18 protein-coding genes are annotated in these 18,836 nt (G+C 67.9%); 7 read left to right on the top strand and 11 right to left on the bottom strand.

The window, feature by feature from the left end; translation table 11 throughout:
• Positions 1–20 precede the first annotated feature (20 nt).
• Entirely contained in the window at positions 21–683 is a 663-nt protein-coding gene (locus QE397_RS16560; RefSeq protein WP_307096088.1) for a helix-turn-helix domain-containing protein, read from the top strand.
• Between the two features lie 203 nt (positions 684–886).
• Here the strand turns inward: QE397_RS16560 and QE397_RS16555 are convergent, their stop codons facing one another.
• Complete coding sequence (locus tag QE397_RS16555) at positions 887–1,297, bottom strand: hypothetical protein (RefSeq protein ID WP_307096086.1); 411 nt, start codon at positions 1,295–1,297, stop codon at positions 887–889.
• Positions 1,298–1,456: 159 nt separating this feature from the next.
• On the bottom strand, positions 1,457–2,140 hold the full coding sequence (locus QE397_RS16550; RefSeq protein ID WP_307096084.1) for a TetR/AcrR family transcriptional regulator: 684 nt from the start codon (positions 2,138–2,140) through the stop codon (positions 1,457–1,459).
• 70 nt (positions 2,141–2,210) lie between these two features.
• On the opposite strand from QE397_RS16550, the gene QE397_RS16545 reads away from it, so the two are divergent.
• The 4 genes from QE397_RS16545 to QE397_RS16530 all read left to right on the top strand — a co-directional run bounded on the left by QE397_RS16545 (position 2,211) and on the right by QE397_RS16530 (position 5,457).
• Positions 2,211–3,167, top strand: coding sequence for an alpha/beta hydrolase (locus QE397_RS16545; protein ID WP_307096082.1), 957 nt, complete (start codon positions 2,211–2,213; stop codon positions 3,165–3,167).
• Entirely contained in the window at positions 3,164–3,997 is an 834-nt protein-coding gene (locus QE397_RS16540; RefSeq protein WP_307096080.1) for an SDR family NAD(P)-dependent oxidoreductase, read from the top strand. The genes QE397_RS16545 and QE397_RS16540 overlap by 4 nt, the downstream gene beginning before the upstream one ends.
• Positions 3,998–4,204: 207 nt before the next feature.
• Positions 4,205–4,612 (top strand): hypothetical protein, encoded by a 408-nt coding sequence (locus QE397_RS16535; protein ID WP_307096078.1) that lies wholly within the window; start codon positions 4,205–4,207, stop codon positions 4,610–4,612.
• Positions 4,613–4,617: 5 nt separating this feature from the next.
• Positions 4,618–5,457: an alpha/beta fold hydrolase gene (locus tag QE397_RS16530; RefSeq protein WP_307096076.1), complete on the top strand. Its 840-nt coding sequence runs from the start codon at positions 4,618–4,620 to the stop codon at positions 5,455–5,457.
• Between the two features lie 198 nt (positions 5,458–5,655).
• On the opposite strand, the gene QE397_RS16525 is transcribed toward QE397_RS16530, so the two are convergent.
• On the bottom strand, positions 5,656–6,438 hold the full coding sequence (locus QE397_RS16525; protein ID WP_307096074.1) for an EAL domain-containing protein: 783 nt from the start codon (positions 6,436–6,438) through the stop codon (positions 5,656–5,658).
• Between the two features lie 513 nt (positions 6,439–6,951).
• Between QE397_RS16525 and QE397_RS16520 the strand changes: the two genes are divergently transcribed.
• A complete protein-coding gene (locus QE397_RS16520) occupies positions 6,952–8,337 on the top strand; it encodes a mycothione reductase (protein ID WP_307096073.1) in 1,386 nt (461 codons plus the stop codon).
• A 210-nt stretch (positions 8,338–8,547) separates the two neighbouring features.
• Here QE397_RS16520 and QE397_RS16515 read toward each other — a convergent pair whose 3' ends face one another.
• The gene (locus QE397_RS16515) at positions 8,548–9,318 is read right to left on the bottom strand and encodes an ANTAR domain-containing protein (RefSeq protein WP_307096071.1); all 771 of its coding nucleotides are present in this window, start codon (positions 9,316–9,318) and stop codon (positions 8,548–8,550) included.
• Positions 9,319–9,630: 312 nt separating this feature from the next.
• On the opposite strand from QE397_RS16515, the gene QE397_RS16510 reads away from it, so the two are divergent.
• Positions 9,631–10,293, top strand: a complete 663-nt coding sequence (locus QE397_RS16510; RefSeq protein ID WP_307096069.1) for a hypothetical protein — start codon at positions 9,631–9,633, stop codon at positions 10,291–10,293.
• Positions 10,294–10,773: 480 nt separating this feature from the next.
• On the opposite strand, the gene QE397_RS16505 is transcribed toward QE397_RS16510, so the two are convergent.
• The 7 genes from QE397_RS16505 to QE397_RS16475 form a co-directional block, all read right to left on the bottom strand.
• The gene (locus QE397_RS16505) at positions 10,774–11,175 is read right to left on the bottom strand and encodes a LysE family translocator (protein ID WP_307096066.1); all 402 of its coding nucleotides are present in this window, start codon (positions 11,173–11,175) and stop codon (positions 10,774–10,776) included.
• A 326-nt stretch (positions 11,176–11,501) separates the two neighbouring features.
• On the bottom strand, positions 11,502–11,813 hold the full coding sequence (locus QE397_RS16500; RefSeq protein WP_307096064.1) for a hypothetical protein: 312 nt from the start codon (positions 11,811–11,813) through the stop codon (positions 11,502–11,504).
• An 859-nt stretch (positions 11,814–12,672) separates the two neighbouring features.
• Entirely contained in the window at positions 12,673–14,058 is a 1,386-nt protein-coding gene (locus tag QE397_RS16495) for a sulfatase (protein WP_307096062.1), read from the bottom strand.
• A 79-nt stretch (positions 14,059–14,137) separates the two neighbouring features.
• A complete protein-coding gene (locus QE397_RS16490; protein WP_307096060.1) occupies positions 14,138–14,800 on the bottom strand; it encodes an SUMF1/EgtB/PvdO family nonheme iron enzyme in 663 nt (220 codons plus the stop codon).
• Between the two features lie 314 nt (positions 14,801–15,114).
• The gene (gene cysC / locus QE397_RS16485) at positions 15,115–17,046 is read right to left on the bottom strand and encodes an adenylyl-sulfate kinase (protein ID WP_307096058.1); all 1,932 of its coding nucleotides are present in this window, start codon (positions 17,044–17,046) and stop codon (positions 15,115–15,117) included.
• Positions 17,046–17,993, bottom strand: a complete 948-nt coding sequence (gene cysD, locus QE397_RS16480; protein ID WP_307096056.1) for a sulfate adenylyltransferase subunit CysD — start codon at positions 17,991–17,993, stop codon at positions 17,046–17,048. Before cysD ends, cysC begins: the two co-directional genes overlap by 1 nt.
• On the bottom strand, positions 17,990–18,796 hold the full coding sequence (locus tag QE397_RS16475) for a Stf0 family sulfotransferase (RefSeq protein ID WP_307096054.1): 807 nt from the start codon (positions 18,794–18,796) through the stop codon (positions 17,990–17,992). Before QE397_RS16475 ends, cysD begins: the two co-directional genes overlap by 4 nt.
• Between the last annotated feature and the right edge of the window lie 40 nt (positions 18,797–18,836).

Here is an 18,836-nt window from a genome sequence, read left to right as displayed (position 1 = left end):
GTCAAGCGTAAGATGGAACGGTGAAGTCGTACGGGGAGTTCTGCGCGCTCGCTCGCGGGCTGGACGTGATCGGTGACCGGTGGACGATGCTGGTGGTCCGTGAGCTCCTGATCGGTCCCAGCCGGTACGCCGACCTGCATCGTTCGCTACCGGGGATCGCGACCAACCTGCTGGCTCAGCGGCTGCGGAGCCTGGAGGAGGCCGGTGTCGTGCGGTGCGAGGAGCTGGCGGCGCCGGTATCGGCGCGGGTGTACTCGCTGACGGACTGGGGCCGCGGTCTGCAGGCGCCGCTGGTGGAGATCGCGCGGTGGGCGGTGCCGATGATGCACACCGGTGCAGGGAAGGATCACCATCAGGGCCGGTGGATGGTCTTCGCGATCATGGCACTGTTCCCGGAGCCCGAGATGTTGCGCGCGGGAGAGCAATTCCCGATCGTGACGGTACGTGTCGACGTCGACGGTGCGAGTCTACTGGTGACGTCGGACGCTTCCGGGGTCACCGCGACGGTGACGTCCGCCGACACCACCGCCGGGGTCACCGTGACAGGCACGTCCGACGAAGTGTTCGCGGTGCTGTCGCGGCGCGACGGGGACACGTCGACTGCGCGCGTCACCGGTTCGCCGACCGATATTCGTCGGTTCCGGCAGTTGACGGAACTGGCGCTCACGGCACCCGCCCGCTGACGGTGTCATGGCAGGTACGCGGTGCGTCACCACGTCGGAGACGGTCGGTCGGCTGGGGCAGACTCCGTCCCTCCGAAGCGTTGTCACGCTGGTTCTGCTCTCTGCGTCGGTGCGTCATTCGCGACCGCGAAACTCGACCCACCGTCGATCCCCATCCGAGGCTTCCCACATGGGCGTCGACACCGTCGGCCTCGGCGACGAGGTCACGGACCTCGGTCTCGGTCCGACGCCCGGATCGTGCAGGCACAGGCCCAGCAGGTCGTCCTCGGTGTCGTGGTCGTCGGTGGCGGCCGGGTCGAGAACGTCGGTGACGGGGACGATCTGCGCGCCGACGCCGCCACTGTACGAGCGTCGTCGTCCGGGTGGGCACCGATCAGGTCGACGGCGATCGTGAGGTCGACAGGGGACTCGGCCGGGGTGTCGACGCATCGCACCGCGTTGCGCCGTTCGGCGGCGACACCGGCGTGGTTGCGGCCGTTGCGGTCGGGGAGTCCGATGAGCGTGACCTCGAGGTCGGAACGAACCCTGGCGAGAGCGTCGGCGTAGACGCCCGCCCCGACGCCGGGCGTCCGGCAGTGCGGGCGCGCGAAGGTTGCACTCGAGGATCGGGACACGCATCTCGAATCGGTCGGGGAGACGAGCGCCATGAACAGGGTGACCGTGGAGTTGGTGACGTCGGTACGAGTGTCGAGAGCCCCGATGTGTCTTTGTCTGTGCCGCACCGGAAGGCAAACCGGAAGGGTTCGTCGGTGTTCCGCCGGTTGTCCGCGCGGTCATGGGAACGTCGAGGTCGCCTGTGGTCGCGCACCGACCGGTTCGGTCGATGAAACTGCGCCCCGTATTCCGTCGCCGACGGCTGAGAGGTGGGCGGCGAGCAGCCTGTCGATCGTCTGCTGATCGGCTCTGAGGTCGCCCGGTCTCCAGGCAAGTGACAACAGGCCGTTGAATGCAGCCCACAGGGTGGTGGCGAGATCGTCAGGATTCAGATCGCCCCGCACCTCCCCGGACCGGGCGCCCTCCCGAAGTACACCGGCGAGGCGGGCGTTCTGAGCACGTGTGAGCGCTGCGATTCTGTCGATGGCATCGGATTCGTTCGGCGGTTCGACGAGAATCCGAAACTCGTGGGGACGTTCTCGCGCGAATTGCGCGTAGGCGGCGGCGACGAGCAGAAGGCGTTCCTCGACAGTTCCCTCTGCCTCGTACGCAGCGTCCATGTACGAGCGGCTTTCGTCGAGGGCTTCCTCCGCCACCGCCGCGAGCAGGGCCGCCCGGCCACCGACACGGTTGTAGATGGTCTGCACCGCTACGTCTGCCTGCTCGGCCACCACCTCGAGAGTGAGAGCCTCGGCGCCGCGCGCGGCAATGATGCTGCGTGCCGCATCCAAGACCGCCCTGCGGCTGGCGGCTGCACGCCGTTGGGTGCGCGTCGTCGCTGTCGTATCCGGTCCGGCCGTCATCGGACAACCGTATCGCGACCGTTTTGTGTAACACCTTCCATGGTTGGAATGAATTACATATGCTGGCGGTATGACACGCAACGACATCCGGTTCCCGTCCGGGGACGGCCAGTGCGCCGCCTGGTTGTACACACCGACACACGATCGGGAATCGACCGGAGGAGGTCGCCCGGTCATCGTGATGGGACATGGCCTCGGCGGCATCAAGGAAATGGGTCTCGACGCCTTCGCCCGACGATTCGTGGCGGTGGGTTACCTGTGTCTGGTCTTCGACTACCGCCATTTCGGTGACAGCTCGGGAGAACCCCGTCAACTTCTCGACATCGGCACCCAACTGAGTGACTGGGCCGCGGCGATCGCCCACGCGCGGTCCCTCGACGCCGTCGATCCTGACCGTGTCGTGGTGTGGGGTACCTCTTTCGGCGGTGGTCACGCCGTCATCGCAGCAGCTCGAGACTCACGTGTCGCCGCAGCGATCAGTCAGTGCCCGTTCACCGACGGTCTCGCCTCCGCGCGGGCCATCCCTCTGCCGACCGCGGCGCGTGTCACCGGCCGCGCCGTGCGCGACGCCATCGGTGCGAAACTCGGCCGGCCTCCGGTCATGATCGACACCTACGGCCCGCCAGGGTCCACCTCGCTCATGTCCAGTCCGGACAGCGTCGCGGGCATCACCGCGCTCATCCCCCCGGGAGTCGAGTTGCGTCGAGACGTCGCAGCGCGATTCGGACTCGACATCGTGCGCCACTTCCCGGGACGCCGTGCGCGCGCCGTGCGGTGTCCGATCTTCTACGCCATCTGCGAGCGCGACAGCGTCGCACCACCGACCCCGACCCAGCGATACGCCGCACGGTCACCACGCGCAGAGATCAAGATGTACGACGCCGGTCATTTCGACATCTACGTCGGTGCAGATTTCGAGCGCAACATCGCCGACCAGCTCGATTTCCTCGGCCGGCATGTTCCCGTCGACGAGGTCTCGTCGCCTCCGCTGACCTCGGGCACCGAATCGACAGGACAACGATCGTGACGAAATACAACCTCGCCGGGCGCACTGTCGTCATCACGGGATCCACCGGTGGACTCGGGTCCTCGTTGGCAGTGGCACTGCGCTCCCGCGGCGCCAATCTGGCGTTGCTCGACCTCGACGGTGACGCGGCAGACTCCCAAGCACGGCGCCTCGGTCCGGCGGCCGTCGCACGTGGCTGGGCTGTCGACGTGACCGACCTCGACAGCGTCGAGTCGGCGGTCGGCGCGGCGGCCCACCACTTCGGGCGCGTCGACGTCGTGATCGCCAGTGCGGGTATCGCCGCTGTTCAGCCGCTCGAGACGATGCACCCGGACCTGTGGGAGCGCATCATCGACGTCAACCTCAGTGGAGTTTGGCGCACGTTCAAAGCGTCGCTGCCTCATGTCGTCGAGCGGCGCGGGTATCTGCTGGCGGTCTCCTCCATGGCTGCCTTCGTCCACTCACCGCTCAACGGTCCCTATGTGGCGAGCAAGGCGGGTGTCTGGGCGCTCTGCGACGCGACGAGACTCGAAGTGCGCCACCACGGCGTCGGCGTCGGGAGCATGCACCCGACGTTCTTTCAGACACCCATGATGGACGCTGTGCAGTCCGACCCCGTCGCGACAACACTGTGGAGAGGCAATCGTTCGGGGCTGTTCAAGATGGTCCCGCTGAACACCGTCGTGGACGCTGCGGTGGTGGGCATCGAGAAGCGGTCCGACATCATCGTCCCGTCTTACTCCAACGCTGTGGCCGCCCGCGTGCCAGGGCTCATTCGACCCCTCATCGACCGCATCGGCTTTCGCGACAACGTGATCCCCCAAGCAATCGAACTCGCATCGCAGGTGTGACGGCTATGAGCCCCAATCGGAAGCGCGGGCACCGATCACCCAGCATGCGGCATCGAAGCGCACATCGGTTTCGTGGACGAACGGCGCGAAGGCAGCACGGACGGTCTCCATGACACGAGCACGAGTCTGCTCGTCCTCGTCCCGAAGTGCCGAGGCGAGGGCTACTCCGAATCCGTCGATCACGAACTCCGCGAGCACGGCGTCCGGATGCTGCTCGTCGAACCGGCCTACACGAGCACCGGCTTCGAAGCGAGCAGCCTGCCGCCGGACTCGCCGCTTCCGGTCTACGCCGTGCAGCGGGAGATCGCCCGTGAGGTACTGGCCGCGGCTCTGCGCGATGCCGATGATCCGAGTGTCGTGGCGAAGATCGTCGTCAAGGCCGCCACCGATACCCAGCCCACGCTGCGGTACACCGCGGGCTCGATGGCCAAGCGTGTCAGCATCCTTCGTCGATTCGCGCCTGCGCGCATCTTCGACAGGCAGATCCGCAAACTCAACCAATTGACAGCGCATCCTGCGGAACCTCCGGTTGCTTCCCAAACCCTCATGGCGCGCCGCGGAGGCACCGAACCGAGCGCCGGCAAGTCTCGTTCGACGACAACGCCGAAGGGCTGATACGCATGACGTTCGACCACGTCACCTACGGCCTGCCACACGGCACCTTTCATGCGTTGGAAGGCGGCGACCCCGGTGGCATACCGACTCTTTTCGTTCACGGCTTCCCGGATCACCCGTCGACCGCCGAGCCCTTCCTCGCGGAGCTCGGCCGCCGAGGACGTCACGTCATCGCACCGTGGCTTCGTGGGTACGCGCCCTCCCCGCCCTCAGGACCGTTCGATTTCGCTTCAGTCACCGGCGACATCCTCGCGCTGCTCGACCGCTGGTCCCCCGAGCGAGCCGTCGAATTGATCGGCCATGACTGGGGTGCTCTGATCACTTACGATGCGTGCGTCACTGCGCCGGATCGTATCCAGCGTGCGGTCGCGTTGGCAGTTCCGCACCCACTGACGTTCCTGACCCGGCCGAGCCTCGCTCAGCTTCGCCGGAGCTGGTACATGGGGTTCTTCCAACTACCGGGGAGTGGGGCGGTTGCAGCGGCTCGCGACCTCGCTCTCATCGACCGCCTCTGGCATCAGTGGTCGCCCTCCCTCGAGCTCGATCCTGCCCTGCACGCGGAGTTGCACGAGCACCTCCGCGCGAGTATGCCCGCACCCATCAAGTACTACCGGGCGATGGTGCGACCCAGCATGATCGGGGCGACGCGACGCCTCGCCCGCCCGATCACGGTGCCCATGCTGCAGCTCCATGGTGCCGAAGACGGGTGCTTCCTCCCTCCTCGTGTCGACGACCGGCATCGGTTCGCCGCACCACGCACGCGTGAGATCGTTCCCGGTGTCGGTCACTTTCTGCACATCGAAGCCCCGAAGGTCATAGCGGAACGGATCACCGCCCGGGCCTGACTCTATCCGGCGGTGCCTCACCTGACAGCGATGATCATGTGACCGATCATCGAACAACGGTCTCGTCGAGTCGCCCCTGTCCGACGTCGGCCGGCGCGGCGAACTCACCGGCATGCTCGACCGCGCCATCCCGGTGGAACGACTCACCCGATCGGGAACGACGTCGCCGTGCGGCGTCGAGGATCACAGGGAGGCCCGTCATTCCGCCTGACCCGGAGGTGGCGGTTCGGACGGAAGTCGCAGGTCGGTGACAGGTGCGGGGCGCCCGAGGTGGAACCCCTGCAGGAGATGGGCGCCGAGCTCGCGGACTGTACCCAGTTCGGTTTCCGTTTCGATGCCCTCCACCACGACGGTCATGTCGAACTGGCCGGCGAGTGCGATGGCGGCGGCGGCGATCGCGGCGCGGAACGGGTCGGAGTCGATACCGCGGGTGACGAACGCATCGAGTTTGACGATGTCCGGTCGCACGGTGATGACCTGCCGCAACCCCGAACGCCCGGCGCCCACGTCGTCGAGCGCGAGGATCACGCCCGCAGCTCGCAGGCCGTTCAAAGTCTCGAGGGTGTTCTCGACCTCGTCGACGGTGGAATGCTCGGAGACTTCGAGGACGATGGGGCGGTGCCGGGCGGCGTGACGCAGCGGCTCGGCCAAGCTCTCGTCCGCGGCGAGCGCAGCGGGGGAGAGGTTGACGGCGAGGAACAGCTCCGGTGCGAGCGCGTCAGCGTGGTCCAGGGCGTGCAACAGCGCGGCGCCTTCGAGTGCCCCGGCCAAGGCGCATTGCGTTGCCGCGGCGAACCACTGCTCGGGTCCGGGTGTGTCGGCGGGGAACCTGGCGAGGGCCTCGTATCCGACGACGTGCAGATCAGTGGCGTCGACGACAGGTTGGAACACCATCCACGGCCCACCCCGACGAAGTACGTCGACGATGTCCTCGGGTGTGATCGCACCGGGTGTGACGCCGCCGCTCCTCTCCGAGGACATGTTCCGACCGTACAGCGGAATCCCCTTCGACAGTGCGGCCGCGCGGCTACGACCGTTGCTCTGACCGTCGGCGATGGTGGCGTCGACTGACGGGCACGGCGCCTCGCGTGCGGCCGTCGGCGGCCGGTGCCGATGATGGATGACCGCTCCACGCGGTGGCGCGGCGGCAACCCTGGACGCGCCGCGCGGCGGGGTTGCTCAGGTGCGGCACATCGAGAACCTGAAAGCAGTCTTCGTATCAGTGGGGGCCGTTGTCGGCGGCGCCGGCTACTGTGCTGGTGCGTCCACACCGTCGAACTGCGCTCACCCCGGTCCACCGGCCGGGACGAGTTCGCGTCGGCCCTATGGACAAGTTGCAACTCTGCCGGAGCGTTGCGGTGGCGGTCGCTCCTCCCCGAACTGATGAGTGGGGTGCACGTCGGTGGTCAGCTACGCCCCCGGACGGGCATCGCATCGTGCTTGACGAGCCCGCGTGCCCGTGTGCAGCGAAGCGCGGCGGGGTATTCCTTCTTCATGACCGCAGCAGAACAACATTTCGACCTCATCGTCATCGGTGCAGGGTCGGGAAACATGATCGTCGACTCGAAATTCGACGATCGTCGCGTGGCCGTCATCGAGAAGGGTCGTTTCGGCGGCACGTGCCTCAACGTCGGATGCATCCCGTCGAAGATGCTCGCGTACACGGCCGACGTCCTCGACACCATCGGCGGCGCTGCGTCCTTCGACATCGACACCGAGCCCGCTACTGCCCGGTGGACCGACATCCGGTCCCGCATCTTCGACCGACTCGACGCCGACGAGGCCAGCGCGCGCGAATATCGAAAGAAGTCGTCGAACGTGACCGTGTTGGCCGGCACCGCGGTTTTCACCGGGCCGCGAACGCTTCGAGTCACCGACGAGGACGGGTCCCTCCTCGGCACCGTCACCGCCGACAGAATCGTTCTCGCTGCCGGCGGGAGACCCGTCATACCCGACGCCGTGGCGAACGTCCCTCACCACACCTCCGACACCATCATGCGTATCGACGCCCCACCGGCCCGTCTGCTCGTCCTGGGCGGCGGGTACATCGCGGCCGAACTGGCGCACGTGTTCTCGGCCCTGGGAAGCATCATCACCATCATCGACTCCGCCGACCGACTCCTGGACGGACACGACACCGACGTCACACGCACCTTCACCGACCTGTCGGCGACGCGGTGGGACCTACGCCTGGGCAGCACGGTGACCGACGCCCGCACGGACGGCACGGACATCGTTCTGACACTGGACAGCGGGGACGAGGTCACCGGCGACACGCTGCTCATCGCGGCGGGACGCCAACCCAACTCCGACGTACTGGACTGTGCTGCTGCGGGAATCGAGCTCGACGACAAGGGACGGGTGGTGGTGAACGGCGAGCAACGCACCAACATCGACGGGGTCTTCGCGCTGGGAGACATCTGCAACACCGTCCCGCTCAAGCACGTCGCCAACCGAGAGGCGCAGACCGTGGCGCACAACCTCCTCCACGACGAGCCGATGACGACGCAACTCGACCTGGTGCCGTCGGCGGTGTTCGGATCACCGCAGATCGCGAGCATCGGACGCACCGAACAGCAACTCGACGACGACGGAGCGAGCTACGTCTCGGGTATCGCGCGATACTCGGACGTCGCGTACGGGTGGGCGATGGAAGACGAGTCCGGCTTCTGCAAGGTCCTCGCGGATCCGTCGACCGGCCGCATTCTGGGCGCACACATCGTCGGACCGCAAGCATCGACGATGATCCATCTGTTCGTCGTGGCGATGACCTTCGACATCGACGCGCACCGTTTGGCCACCGAGCCCTACTGGACTCATCCGGCGCTGCCGGAACTGGTCGAGAATGCGTTACTCGCACTGGACCTCGACGAACACTGAGTCGCGCCTGTCCGCCTACTCGCGCAGGTCGCGCTCGGGCAGATCCCCGAGCGCGGCGAACGCAGGCAGGTAGTAGTCGACGCTTCCCGCCGCGGTCCACTCCCGAAGGTGGTGTGCGGACCGCCTCCAGATCAGGGCCTCGCAAGATCGAATCCGGCGTGGCCCGCCGGAGCGAGGACAAGAAATGGTGGCGCCTGTCCTGTCGTGGTGTCAGATGGGTGCGTCGGTGTTCCCGGTGGTGGTGGTGGTGGTGGTGGTGGTGCGGGTTCCGACGACGTCGGCGGCGACGGTGACGAGTCGGCGGTTGTCTTCCTGGGAGATGCGGGCGAGGAGCTCGAACGCTGCTGCGGCGTCGACGTCGTAGCGTTCCATGAGTATTCCTTTGGCTTGGCCGATGAGGTCGCGGCTGGCCAGGGCGGTGCGCATCGAGGTGTCCTCCCCGAGCGCGAGCGCGGCGAGGGCGACGTGGGTGGCGATGGCGGCGCCGGTGGCCGCGGCGTCGTCGTCGAAGGTGTCGGCGGTGTCGGCGTAGGCGGTGAGCACACCGACCGATCGTTCCCCGACGAAGAGGGGCAGCGTCATCATCGCCGTGACACCGGCGCGGGCGGCGGTGTCGGTGAGGGCGCCGTGGGCGGGGTCGGTGAGGTCGGTGACGGTGACGTCGCGGACCGTTCGCGGTATCGGGTGCAGTCCGAGCTCGAGCTGGACGCGGGCCAGGTCCGCCGCGACGGTGTCGGTGGCGTGGCGCAGGTCGCCCTCGCTGGTGCCGCGGTGCTCGACCGGGACGACGATGACCGAGGCGTGGTCGACCCCGGGCACGAGGGCGACGGTCTGAGCGGCGGCGGCGGCGGCGACGGCGGAGAACGACCGTGTTCCGCTCTCGTCCACTCCGCGTAGTGCGCGGGCCATGTCGGCGATGCGGGTGATCAGTCGGTCCGGGTGCGGCGCGCCCGTGTCGCCGCCGTGATCGTTGGTGATCAAGGTGGTGGTGTCCTCGTGGGGTACGGGGCCAGACGGCCCGGCATCGGAAGAACCGATCCCGGAGCGTGGGCTCCACCCGCGGAATCGGTCACTCAGCGTACCGGGTCCCGCGCGTGTTCCTCCGGGTCGCCTCATGGGGATCGAGGGTGCTCGGCAGGTTTGGCGGCCGGGTGGTGGTGGCACAGACAGAGCGGTGCCCCGCTGCACCCCGACCGGTGCCCGTCGTTGAAACCGCCAGCGTCAGGCATCGGCCCGGAGGAACATTCTCGCGAGTTCGGCCGTGTCACGCGGACGGCAGAGGAACGGGGTTCGGTGTCCGATCAGGCGGCCGAGGGCGGCGGTGAGCACGACGACCGGTCGATGGTGGCGGAGTGGGTGAGTGTCTGCGCTGGCGTGGTCGGCGCCGCCGGGGGCGCGGTGATCGTGGGCGCGATCGCCGGTGCGGAGCAGGCCCATCGGGTCGTGCACGTCACCGACGCGGTCGCCGACCGCGTCGCCGATCTGTTCTACATCCACGGTTGGCACCTCGAGTCCGGCGACCCGGACGCGCCGGTGTCGATCGTTGCGGTCGGCGATCCCTCACACTGCCGTCGGTGGCCGCTCCTGACGTCCGACCTCGAGGCGATGGGTGTGCATTCGGTGGACGTGGCCCCGATGGCCCCCGGTGGGTCCTCGGTGGGAGTGCTGGTGCTGTATCGAACCGTCGCGCCCTCTCGGCGACACACCGAGACGGCCGGGTTGATCGGCCCGTCGGCCACCCTGATCGGGCATCTCGTGCTCGGACTCGATTCGGTCGGTGTGGGCGGGGCCGGAGGGTCCGACCTGCGCAGCGTGGCGGTCGGGGTGCTGATGGCGCGACACGACATCGACGCGCGGTCGGCGTCGGCGCGGTTGCGCGCCGCCGCGTACGCGCGCGGCACGTCGACTCTGACCGAGGCGTGTCGGATCGTCGACTCGACCACCCCGAACGCCTGACACCACTGCGTCCCGTATCGAATAGTCCCCCGTGTCGATAGGCGAGATCACGGGCCGGGGGAACGCACCGTGGATATGGTCGCCGGGTGTCCAGTGAGGGACACGGTCCACCCGACGGCGGCGCCGACGAGACCGACCGAAATTCATTTCACCACAAAGTAATGCAAGTTGATTCGAGCCCTACAGATCAGCGTGGGCCAGCCGGGGTGGGTCAGGCGTGGCCCGTGAAAGGGGTGCGTCGACACGTCAGGAGACGGTCGGTCGGCTGGGGCCTCCTCCGTCGCTTCAGAGCGTGTTCTACGGAGCACACTTCAGGCGAGGTGCCCACGGCTCTAGGAACGGTGCGTTGACAGGCGCACTCACGCCACCTCATTCGGTAGAGACGACCGTTCAACGCTGGTAGTTTCACGGCGCGCAAGCTTCGGGCGGCCGCGTGAGCTCGAGGTTCGCTTCGGCTGCAGCTCGCCTCGACGAAAGGGGTCAGACGCGGCTGGGAGCTGCGGCGAGTACTCCGCCGAGACCGATGAGTGCGGTACCGGCGACGCGGTCGGTGACGGTGCGGGCGTGCGTGCCGCCCATGATCGACCGCAGTTGGTGTACCCCCAGGACGAACACCGCCCACCACACGACGCCGAGGGCTATGTCGAGCAGACCCAGCCCGATGATCTGGGCAGCGACCGGGCCGCCGGGAGTGACGAACTGGGGCAGGACCGCGACGAAGAAAAGGGCCGCTTTCGGATTGAGGACGTTCGCGGTGAACGCTCGCCGCCATACCTGAACGAGCGTGGACGAGGGGCGTCCGGCGGCATCGGGTCTGTCGCCTGCGTCTCGTCCGACTGTGTCTCGCCGAGAGGCGAGCAGTGCGCGCACACCGAGGTACACCAGATATCCCGCGCCGAGCCACTTCAGGACCGTGAACGCGGTCGCGCTCCGCCACGATCACCGCCGCCACTCCGACGGCGGCTGAGCTCATGTGCACCAGCAGCCCGCATTGAACCCCGATTGCTGCGATCCATCCGGTCCGGCGGGAGGTGACGGCGGCGGGCATGACCACGAACCAGTCCGGGCCCGGAGTGATGTAGGCGAGGAGCGCGACACCGCAGAACGCGAACACTGTCTCGATCGGCACGGGCACCAGCGAACGCGTAAACCGCGGGTCCGTCAAGGGGGCTGTGTCGGACGGGCCATGGCCGGACAGCGGCTCATCGTCAGCGAATGTCGTACGGGGCGTTGCTGAGGCCGCGCCCGCGGCCTTCGGATACCACTCGCAGGGTCAACAGGAAGTTCTCGCTTGTCGCTGCCGAGGCCCACGGCCAGTGGCTACCGAACTTGTACATCGAGCACTTGTTGCGGATCGCCTGCCAGGGGTCCTCGTGCGCGGGGCTGGCGTCGTCCCAGATCGTAAGCATCCCGGCGAGCTCGGTGTCGACGGCCTGGCGGTGCCCGTCACTGAACGATGTCGTCGACCCCAGTCGCTGGTAGAACTCGACGATCGCGTCCCGCTGGCCTTCCGAGTCCACCGCCCTGGCCTCCCACGAGTTGACACGTGTCGGTCGCTGGCGCCGCCGCGACACTGGGACGGAGCCTAGCGAGGACTCCACCGCCTGCCACGAGGTCCATGTGCCGACGCTCGGCGCAATGTGGATGCGGGCCCCGGCGGTAGCCCGGCTGGGTGGACACGACGACCGAGATCAAGTCTCAGCCCGACGCCGCGGTGCACTGCATATTTCTTGTCGGTGATGATGCCCCCGCGCAGATGCGAGCAGATGAGTCGCGTGGACTCTCGCGGCCCCCGTCACGGTGTCGGCGACAGCTGAACGTCGGCCGGCGCCACGGTCCGGCATAACTCGCGGACGACGGCGACGTCGTGATTCGGTCGCAGTGAGTGTTTCGTGAACGACGGTGGGCAGTCTGCCGCCATCGCTGTGTATGCACTGTGTGCGGTGTATATCCCGAACTGTGGGGGGTGGGCGCTGTGCAGTCCGTTCGAGGGGCGGTTGATCGGCGCCGCTATGGAGGATGTGCTGCCATCGTGATCGTGCTTCCTCGACCGCGCTGTGGTCGGTGGGGTTCGGCGTCGTGCTCTGGGCAAGCAGGGTGAGGGCACGTGAGGTGGAGATCAGCCCGACCTTGTGGCGGTGGGAGAACGCGGTGAGTTCTGTGAACGCTTGCTCGGGTGTGTACCCGCACAGCCCGACGAGGATTCCGACGCCGATGTCGATCTGGGTGCGGTCTTCAGTCGTGTGGTCGGACATGGCCGGCGCCCTCTCTGGTGCTGGGTGGTGCTCGCGTGAAGGTGATCGTCCCTCGGTGCGAGCCCCGTTGCCCACCATTGGGATCGGCGCGATCCGTGCCTCGTCGGTGCGCTACGCCGGGTCGTCACGCGGACGCGGCGCGCTCGGGCCCTCGTAGTCGGCGGTCGGCTCCCTTGGGGGACCGAGGGACCGTCTGCTCACCGGAGAGCGTTGCGAGGTAACGACGTACGACTCGATCGGCGAGCTCGCTGCCCTCGGCGTCCGGGGTCACCGTGTCTTCTGTGTGTGTTCGCCACTGTGCGAGTCGGTTCGCCAAGTCCTCTTCGATGTTGGCGAACTGCGGAAGGCCGGCCAAATTGGTCGTCTCGCCGGGGTCGGCGGTCAGGTCGTACAACTCCCGTGCCGGTCGAGGGGCCAGATGATCGCGGCCCAGTGCGCGCCCGGATAAGCTGTCCGCGATGTCGAGAGGAAGTTCGAGCATGCGCCGCGGCGCGAAATTCTCGAGATAGCTCCAGTTCTCGGTGCGTACGGCCCGAATCGGGTCGTAGGAGTCGTGGTAGTTCTTCTGCGTGTACACCTCGTCGCGGACCGGAACGCCGGACTCACCCGCGAGGATCTTGGCGTGCGAGACACCCTCGACGTCTGCGGGGATCGGCAGACCGAGGACGTCGAGCAGGGTGGGCACCAGATCGACGCCACTGAACAGGCCCTCGTGCACGGCGGGTGCGACTGCGCGGCGTCGCGGCGGACGCACGATGAACGCGATTCCGGTTCCGCGGGCGTACAGCGTGGATTTGGCTCCGGGGAAGGCTTCGCCGTGATCGGTGAAGAACACCACCCAGGTGTCGTCGGCGAAGTCGGCGGCGTCGAGTGCGTCCAGTAGGCGGCCCACGGCGGCGTCGGCGACCGTGATCGATCCGTGGAACGCGGCCAGATCCTCACGCACTTCGGCGGTGTCGGGAAGGTAGGACGGAACGACGATGGTGTGGGGATCGGGACGCGGATACCGCTCGACGGGATAGGGCCGGTGCACCTCGAAGAAGCCGGCGTTCAGCAGGAACGGACCGTCCTGGCCGCGAGTGGACTCGAGGTACGCAGTGGCCTGATCGACCACGTGGTCGCAATCGGAATCGCCGACGTCGAATGTGCTGTAGCCCAAGCGTTCCGGGGTGGCCGACTCGTGTTGCATGCCGAACAGGGCGCTGCGGTAACCGTGCTCGCCGAGTATCTGGGGGAGGGTGCGGACTGAGTCCTTGTACTCCCAGCCGTGGTGGGCGAGGCCGACGATGCCGTTGCTGTGCGGGTACCGGCCTGTGAGCAGGCTGCCCCGCGACGGCGAACACAGCGGGGCGGTGGCGTGCGCGCGAGTGAACAGCACACCCTCGGACGCCAGACGATCGAGCGCGGGAGATGTGGCACCGGTGGCGCCGTACAGCTCGAGGTGTCGACCGAGATCGTGCCAGTGGACCAGCAGAACGTTCTCGTCGGTGCCGCCCGGCTGCGTCGTCATACGGCTATCCATCTTGTTGGTACGACTCCCGTTCCAGTGGTGCTCGATCAGCCGACGGTAGTGCCCGCCGGGCTCGGCGTCAGCAATTGGGCTCAGCGTGATGGGAAGTGCCCACGCCGGAGTCGGTCATGGATCCGCAGGGCCAAATTACTCGAAACCCGGTGTGACCACTTGAGGTGTCGGGTGTGGACCCCGACCGGGCCGAGACGCGGTACCGACGGCAGTAGCTCGCGTGGCACAGGTACGACCCGCCGCGGGTCACTGCCTTGGTGTCCCCGTGGGCGTCGTCGAATCTGCCGGCCGTCCATTCCCAGACGTTTCCGGTCATCTCGTGGAGGCCGAAGGCGTTGGGTGCGTAGGACCGGACGGGGGCGGTACCGGCGTACCCGTCGGCGGCGGTGTCGGACCGGGGAAAGTCGCCCTGCCACACGTTCATCCGGTGTGTGCCGCCCGGTTCGAGGTCGGATCCCCAGGGAAACGGCTGCTGCTCGAGGCCACCGCGCGCGGCGTACTCCCATTGGGCCTCGGTGGGTAGTGCGGTGTCGGACCACGCGCAGAACGCCTCGGCGTCGCGGCGGGAGACATGGGTGACGGGATGGGCCGCTCGATCCCGTGTCGCGTCGACGTCGACGTCGGGTCCGGACGGGTGCCGCCAGGTGGCCCCCTCGACCACGTGCCACCATGGTGTCGCGGCCACTGTCGGCCATCGGTGCGCCGCGGGTCCGAGTTCTCCGACGAACACCAGCGAGTCCCCGAACGCTTCGGCATCCGTCCGGAACCCTGTTGCACGCACGAAATTCGGCGAATTGGGCGACCGTCACGGTTGTCACCGTGATGTCGAACGCGGCGACGGTGACCGGGCGGACCGGGCCTTCGAGGTCGGCGGCGTACGACCACGCGTCGTCGGCCCCCATGAGGAAGGTTCCGCCGGGCAGCGACACGCAGTCGAGGTCGGGAAGCACCCTGCTCGGCACAGCTGCCGGTGCGCGGTTGCTCGTCGGCTCGACCGGGCGTCGATCCGGGGTGCAGCACGACGAGGAGGACACCTGGCTCAGGTTACGGGGCCGCGGCCGGGATGATGTCCCGTTCCATGAGCACGCGCAGGACCTGCTCCACGAGATCGTCCAGGTCCGCTCCGGTGGTGTCGACCACCAGGTCCGGGTTCTCCGGAGGTTCGTACGGGGCGTCGATACCGGTCAGTCCCTGCAGTTCGCCCGCGCGTGCACGCGCGTACAGGCGTTTGGGGTCGCGTCGTTCGCACTCGGCGAGTGGGGTGGCGACGTGGATCTCGACGAACGGTAGGTCGGCTGCCGCGTTGAGTACTCGCGCGATCTCGCGATCGGAGGCGAGCGGGGACACCAACGATGCGATCGCGATGGTCCCCGAATCGGCGAACAGGCGCGTCAGGTGCCCCACACGACGCACGTTCTCGGCGCGGTCGCCGGCCGAGAAGCCGAGGTCGTCGGACAGCCCGTGACGGACGTTGTCTCCGTCCAGCAGGTATGCGACGCGACCGGACTCCACCAGCGCCCGTTCCACTGCGACGGCGAGCGTCGACTTGCCCGACGCGGGAAGCCCGGTGAGCCAGACGGTGGCGCCGCGCTGTCCGACGGCCGACCACCGATGTCCCCGTTCGAGCGACGACGGGTGCCACTTGACGTCGTTGCGTATCCGACCGGCCGGCTTGGCTGCTCGCGCGAGGGTGACGGTTCCGGCGCCTACCGTGTCGTTGGTGTTCTCGTCGATGAGAACGAAGGCACCGCCGTCGCGGATGTCGGCATATGGGTCGGCGAGGACGGGGGAGCTGGTCCGCAGGGTGACCGCACCGATGTCGTTTATGGTCAGGGCGATCGGGTTGCGTTCCTCGTCGAGGGTCTCGGGGTCGAGTCGGCCGTGTAGCTCGGAGATCGTCGCGCGCACGGTACGGCTGGTGTGTTTGAGGGCGAGGCGGTCTCCGGCGCGCAGCGGGGTGTCGGCGAACCAGCACACCGTCGCGTCGATCTCGCGCGCCACGACCGGGTGCTGCCCGTCCTCCCGGCCGGAGACCAGGACGTCGCCGCGGGCCACGTCGATGTCGTCCGCGAGTTCGATGGCCACCGACAGTGGCGCCACGGCGACCGTGCGCGCTGCATCGAGGGTGTCCAGCGCGGTGACGGTGCTGCGCGATCCCGACGGCAGGACCAGGATCTGGTCGCCGACCTGCAGGGTGCCGGCGGCGAGACGGCCCGTGTAGCGGCGACGCTCGGTCGGATCGGTCGGACGCGACACCCACTGCACCGGGAGGCGGAGCTTGTCCGGGGTGGGTGCCGGGGCCTCGAGTTCGACGGACTCGAGGAACCCGAGCAGGGTGGGGCCGTCGTACCAAGGTGTGTTGCCCGAGCGGGTGACGACGTTGTCCCCGCTCAACGCCGCGATCGGGACCACCGTCGGTTCGGCGACGCCCAACCGGTCGGTCAGCAGGCGGATCTCGGCGACCACCTCGGCGAAACGATCTTCGCCGAACCCCACCAGATCGATCTTGTCCACGACGGCCACCAGATGTTCCACGCCTAGTAGCGAGGCGATGCGGGCGTGGCGGCGCGTCTGTCGGAGTACGCCCGCCCTGGCGTCGACCAGCAGCAGTGCCACGTGGGCGTTGGAGGCGCCGGTGAACATGTTGCGGGTGTACCGCTCGTGGCCGGGGGTGTCGGCGAGGATGTAGTTGCGGTGGGCGGTCGAGAAGAACCGGTACGCCACGTCGATCGTGATGCCTTGTTCGCGTTCGGCTCTGAGCCCGTCGGAGAGCGCAGCGAGGTCGGGGACGCCGTCGTCGCCCCGTACGGCGTCGAGGTGATCGAGTGGCAGGCTGTCGGTGTCGTGGAGCAGGCGGCCTATGAGGGTGGATTTGCCGTCGTCGACGGAGCCGGCGGTCGCGATGCGGAGCAGCTGACGGGTGCGGGTGGAACCGGCGTCCACGTCGTCGACGCTGCCGGGCGCGGTGGTGGTCATCAGAAGTAGCCCTCTCGCTTGCGGTCTTCCATGGCTGCGACCGAGGTACGGTCGTCGGCTCTCGTCTCGCCGCGCTCGGAGACGGTGGCCGCCGAGATCTCGGCGATGACGCCGTCGACGTCGGTGGCGGACGATCGCACCGCGCCGGTGATCGTGAGATCGCCGACGGTGCGGTAGCGGACCTGCTCCACCGTGGCCCGCTCGTGGGCGCTGGGACGGACGAATCCGCTGGTGGAGAGCAGGATTCCGTCCCGCTCGAACACCTCGCGCTGGTGCGCGAAGTAGATCGGCGGGAGTTCGAGACCTTCGAGGGCGATGTAGCGCCAGATGTCGAGTTCGGTCCAGTTGCTCAGGGGGAAGACGCGGACCTGCTCGCCGCGTTTGATGCGGCCGTTGTAGAGCGACCACGGTTCCGGTCGTTGAGCACGTGGGTCCCACTGGCCGAACTCGTCGCGGAAGCTCAGGACGCGTTCTTTTGCTCTGGCTCGTTCCTCGTCGCGTCGGGCACCGCCGAACGCCGCGTCGAAACCGCCGGCCTCCAGCGCGTCGAGCAGAGTCCTGGTCTGGAGTCGGTTGCGGGAGGAGTCCGGGCCTCCGACCTCCATGACGCGGCCGGAGTCGATGGTCTCCTGCACCGACGCGACGATCAGCCGGTGCCCGCCCTCGGTGAGGCGCCTGTCGCGGAAATCGATCACCTCCGGGAAGTTGTGACCGGTATCGACGTGCAGGACCGGGAACGGGATGCGCGAGGCCACGTCGGGCGGCTGCGACGGCGGTCGGAACGCTTTCTCCGCCAATCGGAGCAGAACGATGGAGTCCTTGCCGGCTGAGAACAGCAGAACGGGCCGCTCCAGCTCGGCGGCGACCTCGCGGATGATGTGGACCGCTTCGGCTTCGAGCGCGCGGAGTTCGTCGACGTGCGTCACGTCGAGACTGGTGACGGTCATGAGGGGAGTCCCCTCTGGGCGGCGTCGGCCCGATAGCGCGCGATCCAGTCGTCCGATCGAGCGTCGGATTGTTTGCGCAGCGCGGGTTCCGGGGCGAGCGACGGGTCGAGCCCGAGGTGATCGAGTACGGAGGCCGTCACTGCGGCGGTGTCCGTGGTCAGCTCGTCGAAATCGACCTCGAACGGGGTGATGCCGGTGGCATCGAACCACGAACGCCATCCCTTCTCCTGGCCTTGGAGGATGCTCAGCAGATGGGCGATGCCGGCCGGGTGGTACTGCGCCGCAGCATCGACGGCGGGATCGGCGCGTCCTCTCCATACCCTGGTCTGCACCGCTCGCCAGAACGACACGGCTTGGGGAACCAGGTCACGTCGGGTGACCTTGACGAAGGCGACGTCTCCGAGCACGTCGTCGACGGCAGCACGCAGGGCGTCGCCGCCGGGTGGTGTCCGGCCGGGGAGGGAGTCGGCTCGGCGGATCAACAACGGTGTCTGGTTCCACATGAGCTTGCCCGCCCACACCCCGTTCGGGGTGCGTCCCTCGCGCAGGATGCGGAAGCGCCATTCCTCCGCGCTCTCCGACCACGGCGCCCCGGACTCGAGCGGTGCGAGCAACGACGTCACCGTGGTGTCGGACACCGAGTCGAACCACTCGCGGGGTTGCGGGGGGAGCGAGGTGTCCGGCAGGTACTGGAAGAACTCCTGCGGTTCGCCGGCCTGGCGAGTCGCACGGAGGGTTTCCACGAGCAGGGTGCTGCCACTGCGTTGCGAGGCCAGCACCAGATACGAACGGGGCGAGGTCACTGGGGCCTTTCGACGGTAGTTCTCATGGGCGCGGCGGGGA

The organism is Rhodococcus sp. SORGH_AS_0301 (assembly GCF_030818285.1).
In the GTDB taxonomy this organism is placed as follows: Bacteria; Actinomycetota; Actinomycetes; order Mycobacteriales; family Mycobacteriaceae; genus Rhodococcoides.
The sequence above is the reverse complement of the archived record's forward strand: the minus strand, read 5'-3'. Positions and strand labels throughout refer to the sequence as shown.

Excerpts from the sequence above, each read along its gene's own strand:
- QE397_RS16550 (WP_307096084.1), bottom strand. The coding sequence starts at position 2,140 with ATGACGGCCGGACCGGATACGACAGCGACGACGCGCACCCAACGGCGT.
- QE397_RS16545 (WP_307096082.1), top strand. The coding sequence starts at position 2,211 with ATGACACGCAACGACATCCGGTTCCCGTCCGGGGACGGCCAGTGCGCC.
- QE397_RS16535 (WP_307096078.1), top strand. The coding sequence starts at position 4,205 with ATGCTGCTCGTCGAACCGGCCTACACGAGCACCGGCTTCGAAGCGAGC.
- QE397_RS16530 (WP_307096076.1), top strand. The coding sequence starts at position 4,618 with ATGACGTTCGACCACGTCACCTACGGCCTGCCACACGGCACCTTTCAT.
- QE397_RS16525 (WP_307096074.1), bottom strand. The coding sequence starts at position 6,438 with ATGTCCTCGGAGAGGAGCGGCGGCGTCACACCCGGTGCGATCACACCC.
- QE397_RS16520 (WP_307096073.1), top strand. The coding sequence starts at position 6,952 with ATGACCGCAGCAGAACAACATTTCGACCTCATCGTCATCGGTGCAGGG.
- QE397_RS16495 (WP_307096062.1), bottom strand. The coding sequence starts at position 14,058 with ATGACGACGCAGCCGGGCGGCACCGACGAGAACGTTCTGCTGGTCCAC.
- cysC (WP_307096058.1), bottom strand. The coding sequence starts at position 17,046 with ATGACCACCACCGCGCCCGGCAGCGTCGACGACGTGGACGCCGGTTCC.
- cysD (WP_307096056.1), bottom strand. The coding sequence starts at position 17,993 with ATGACCGTCACCAGTCTCGACGTGACGCACGTCGACGAACTCCGCGCG.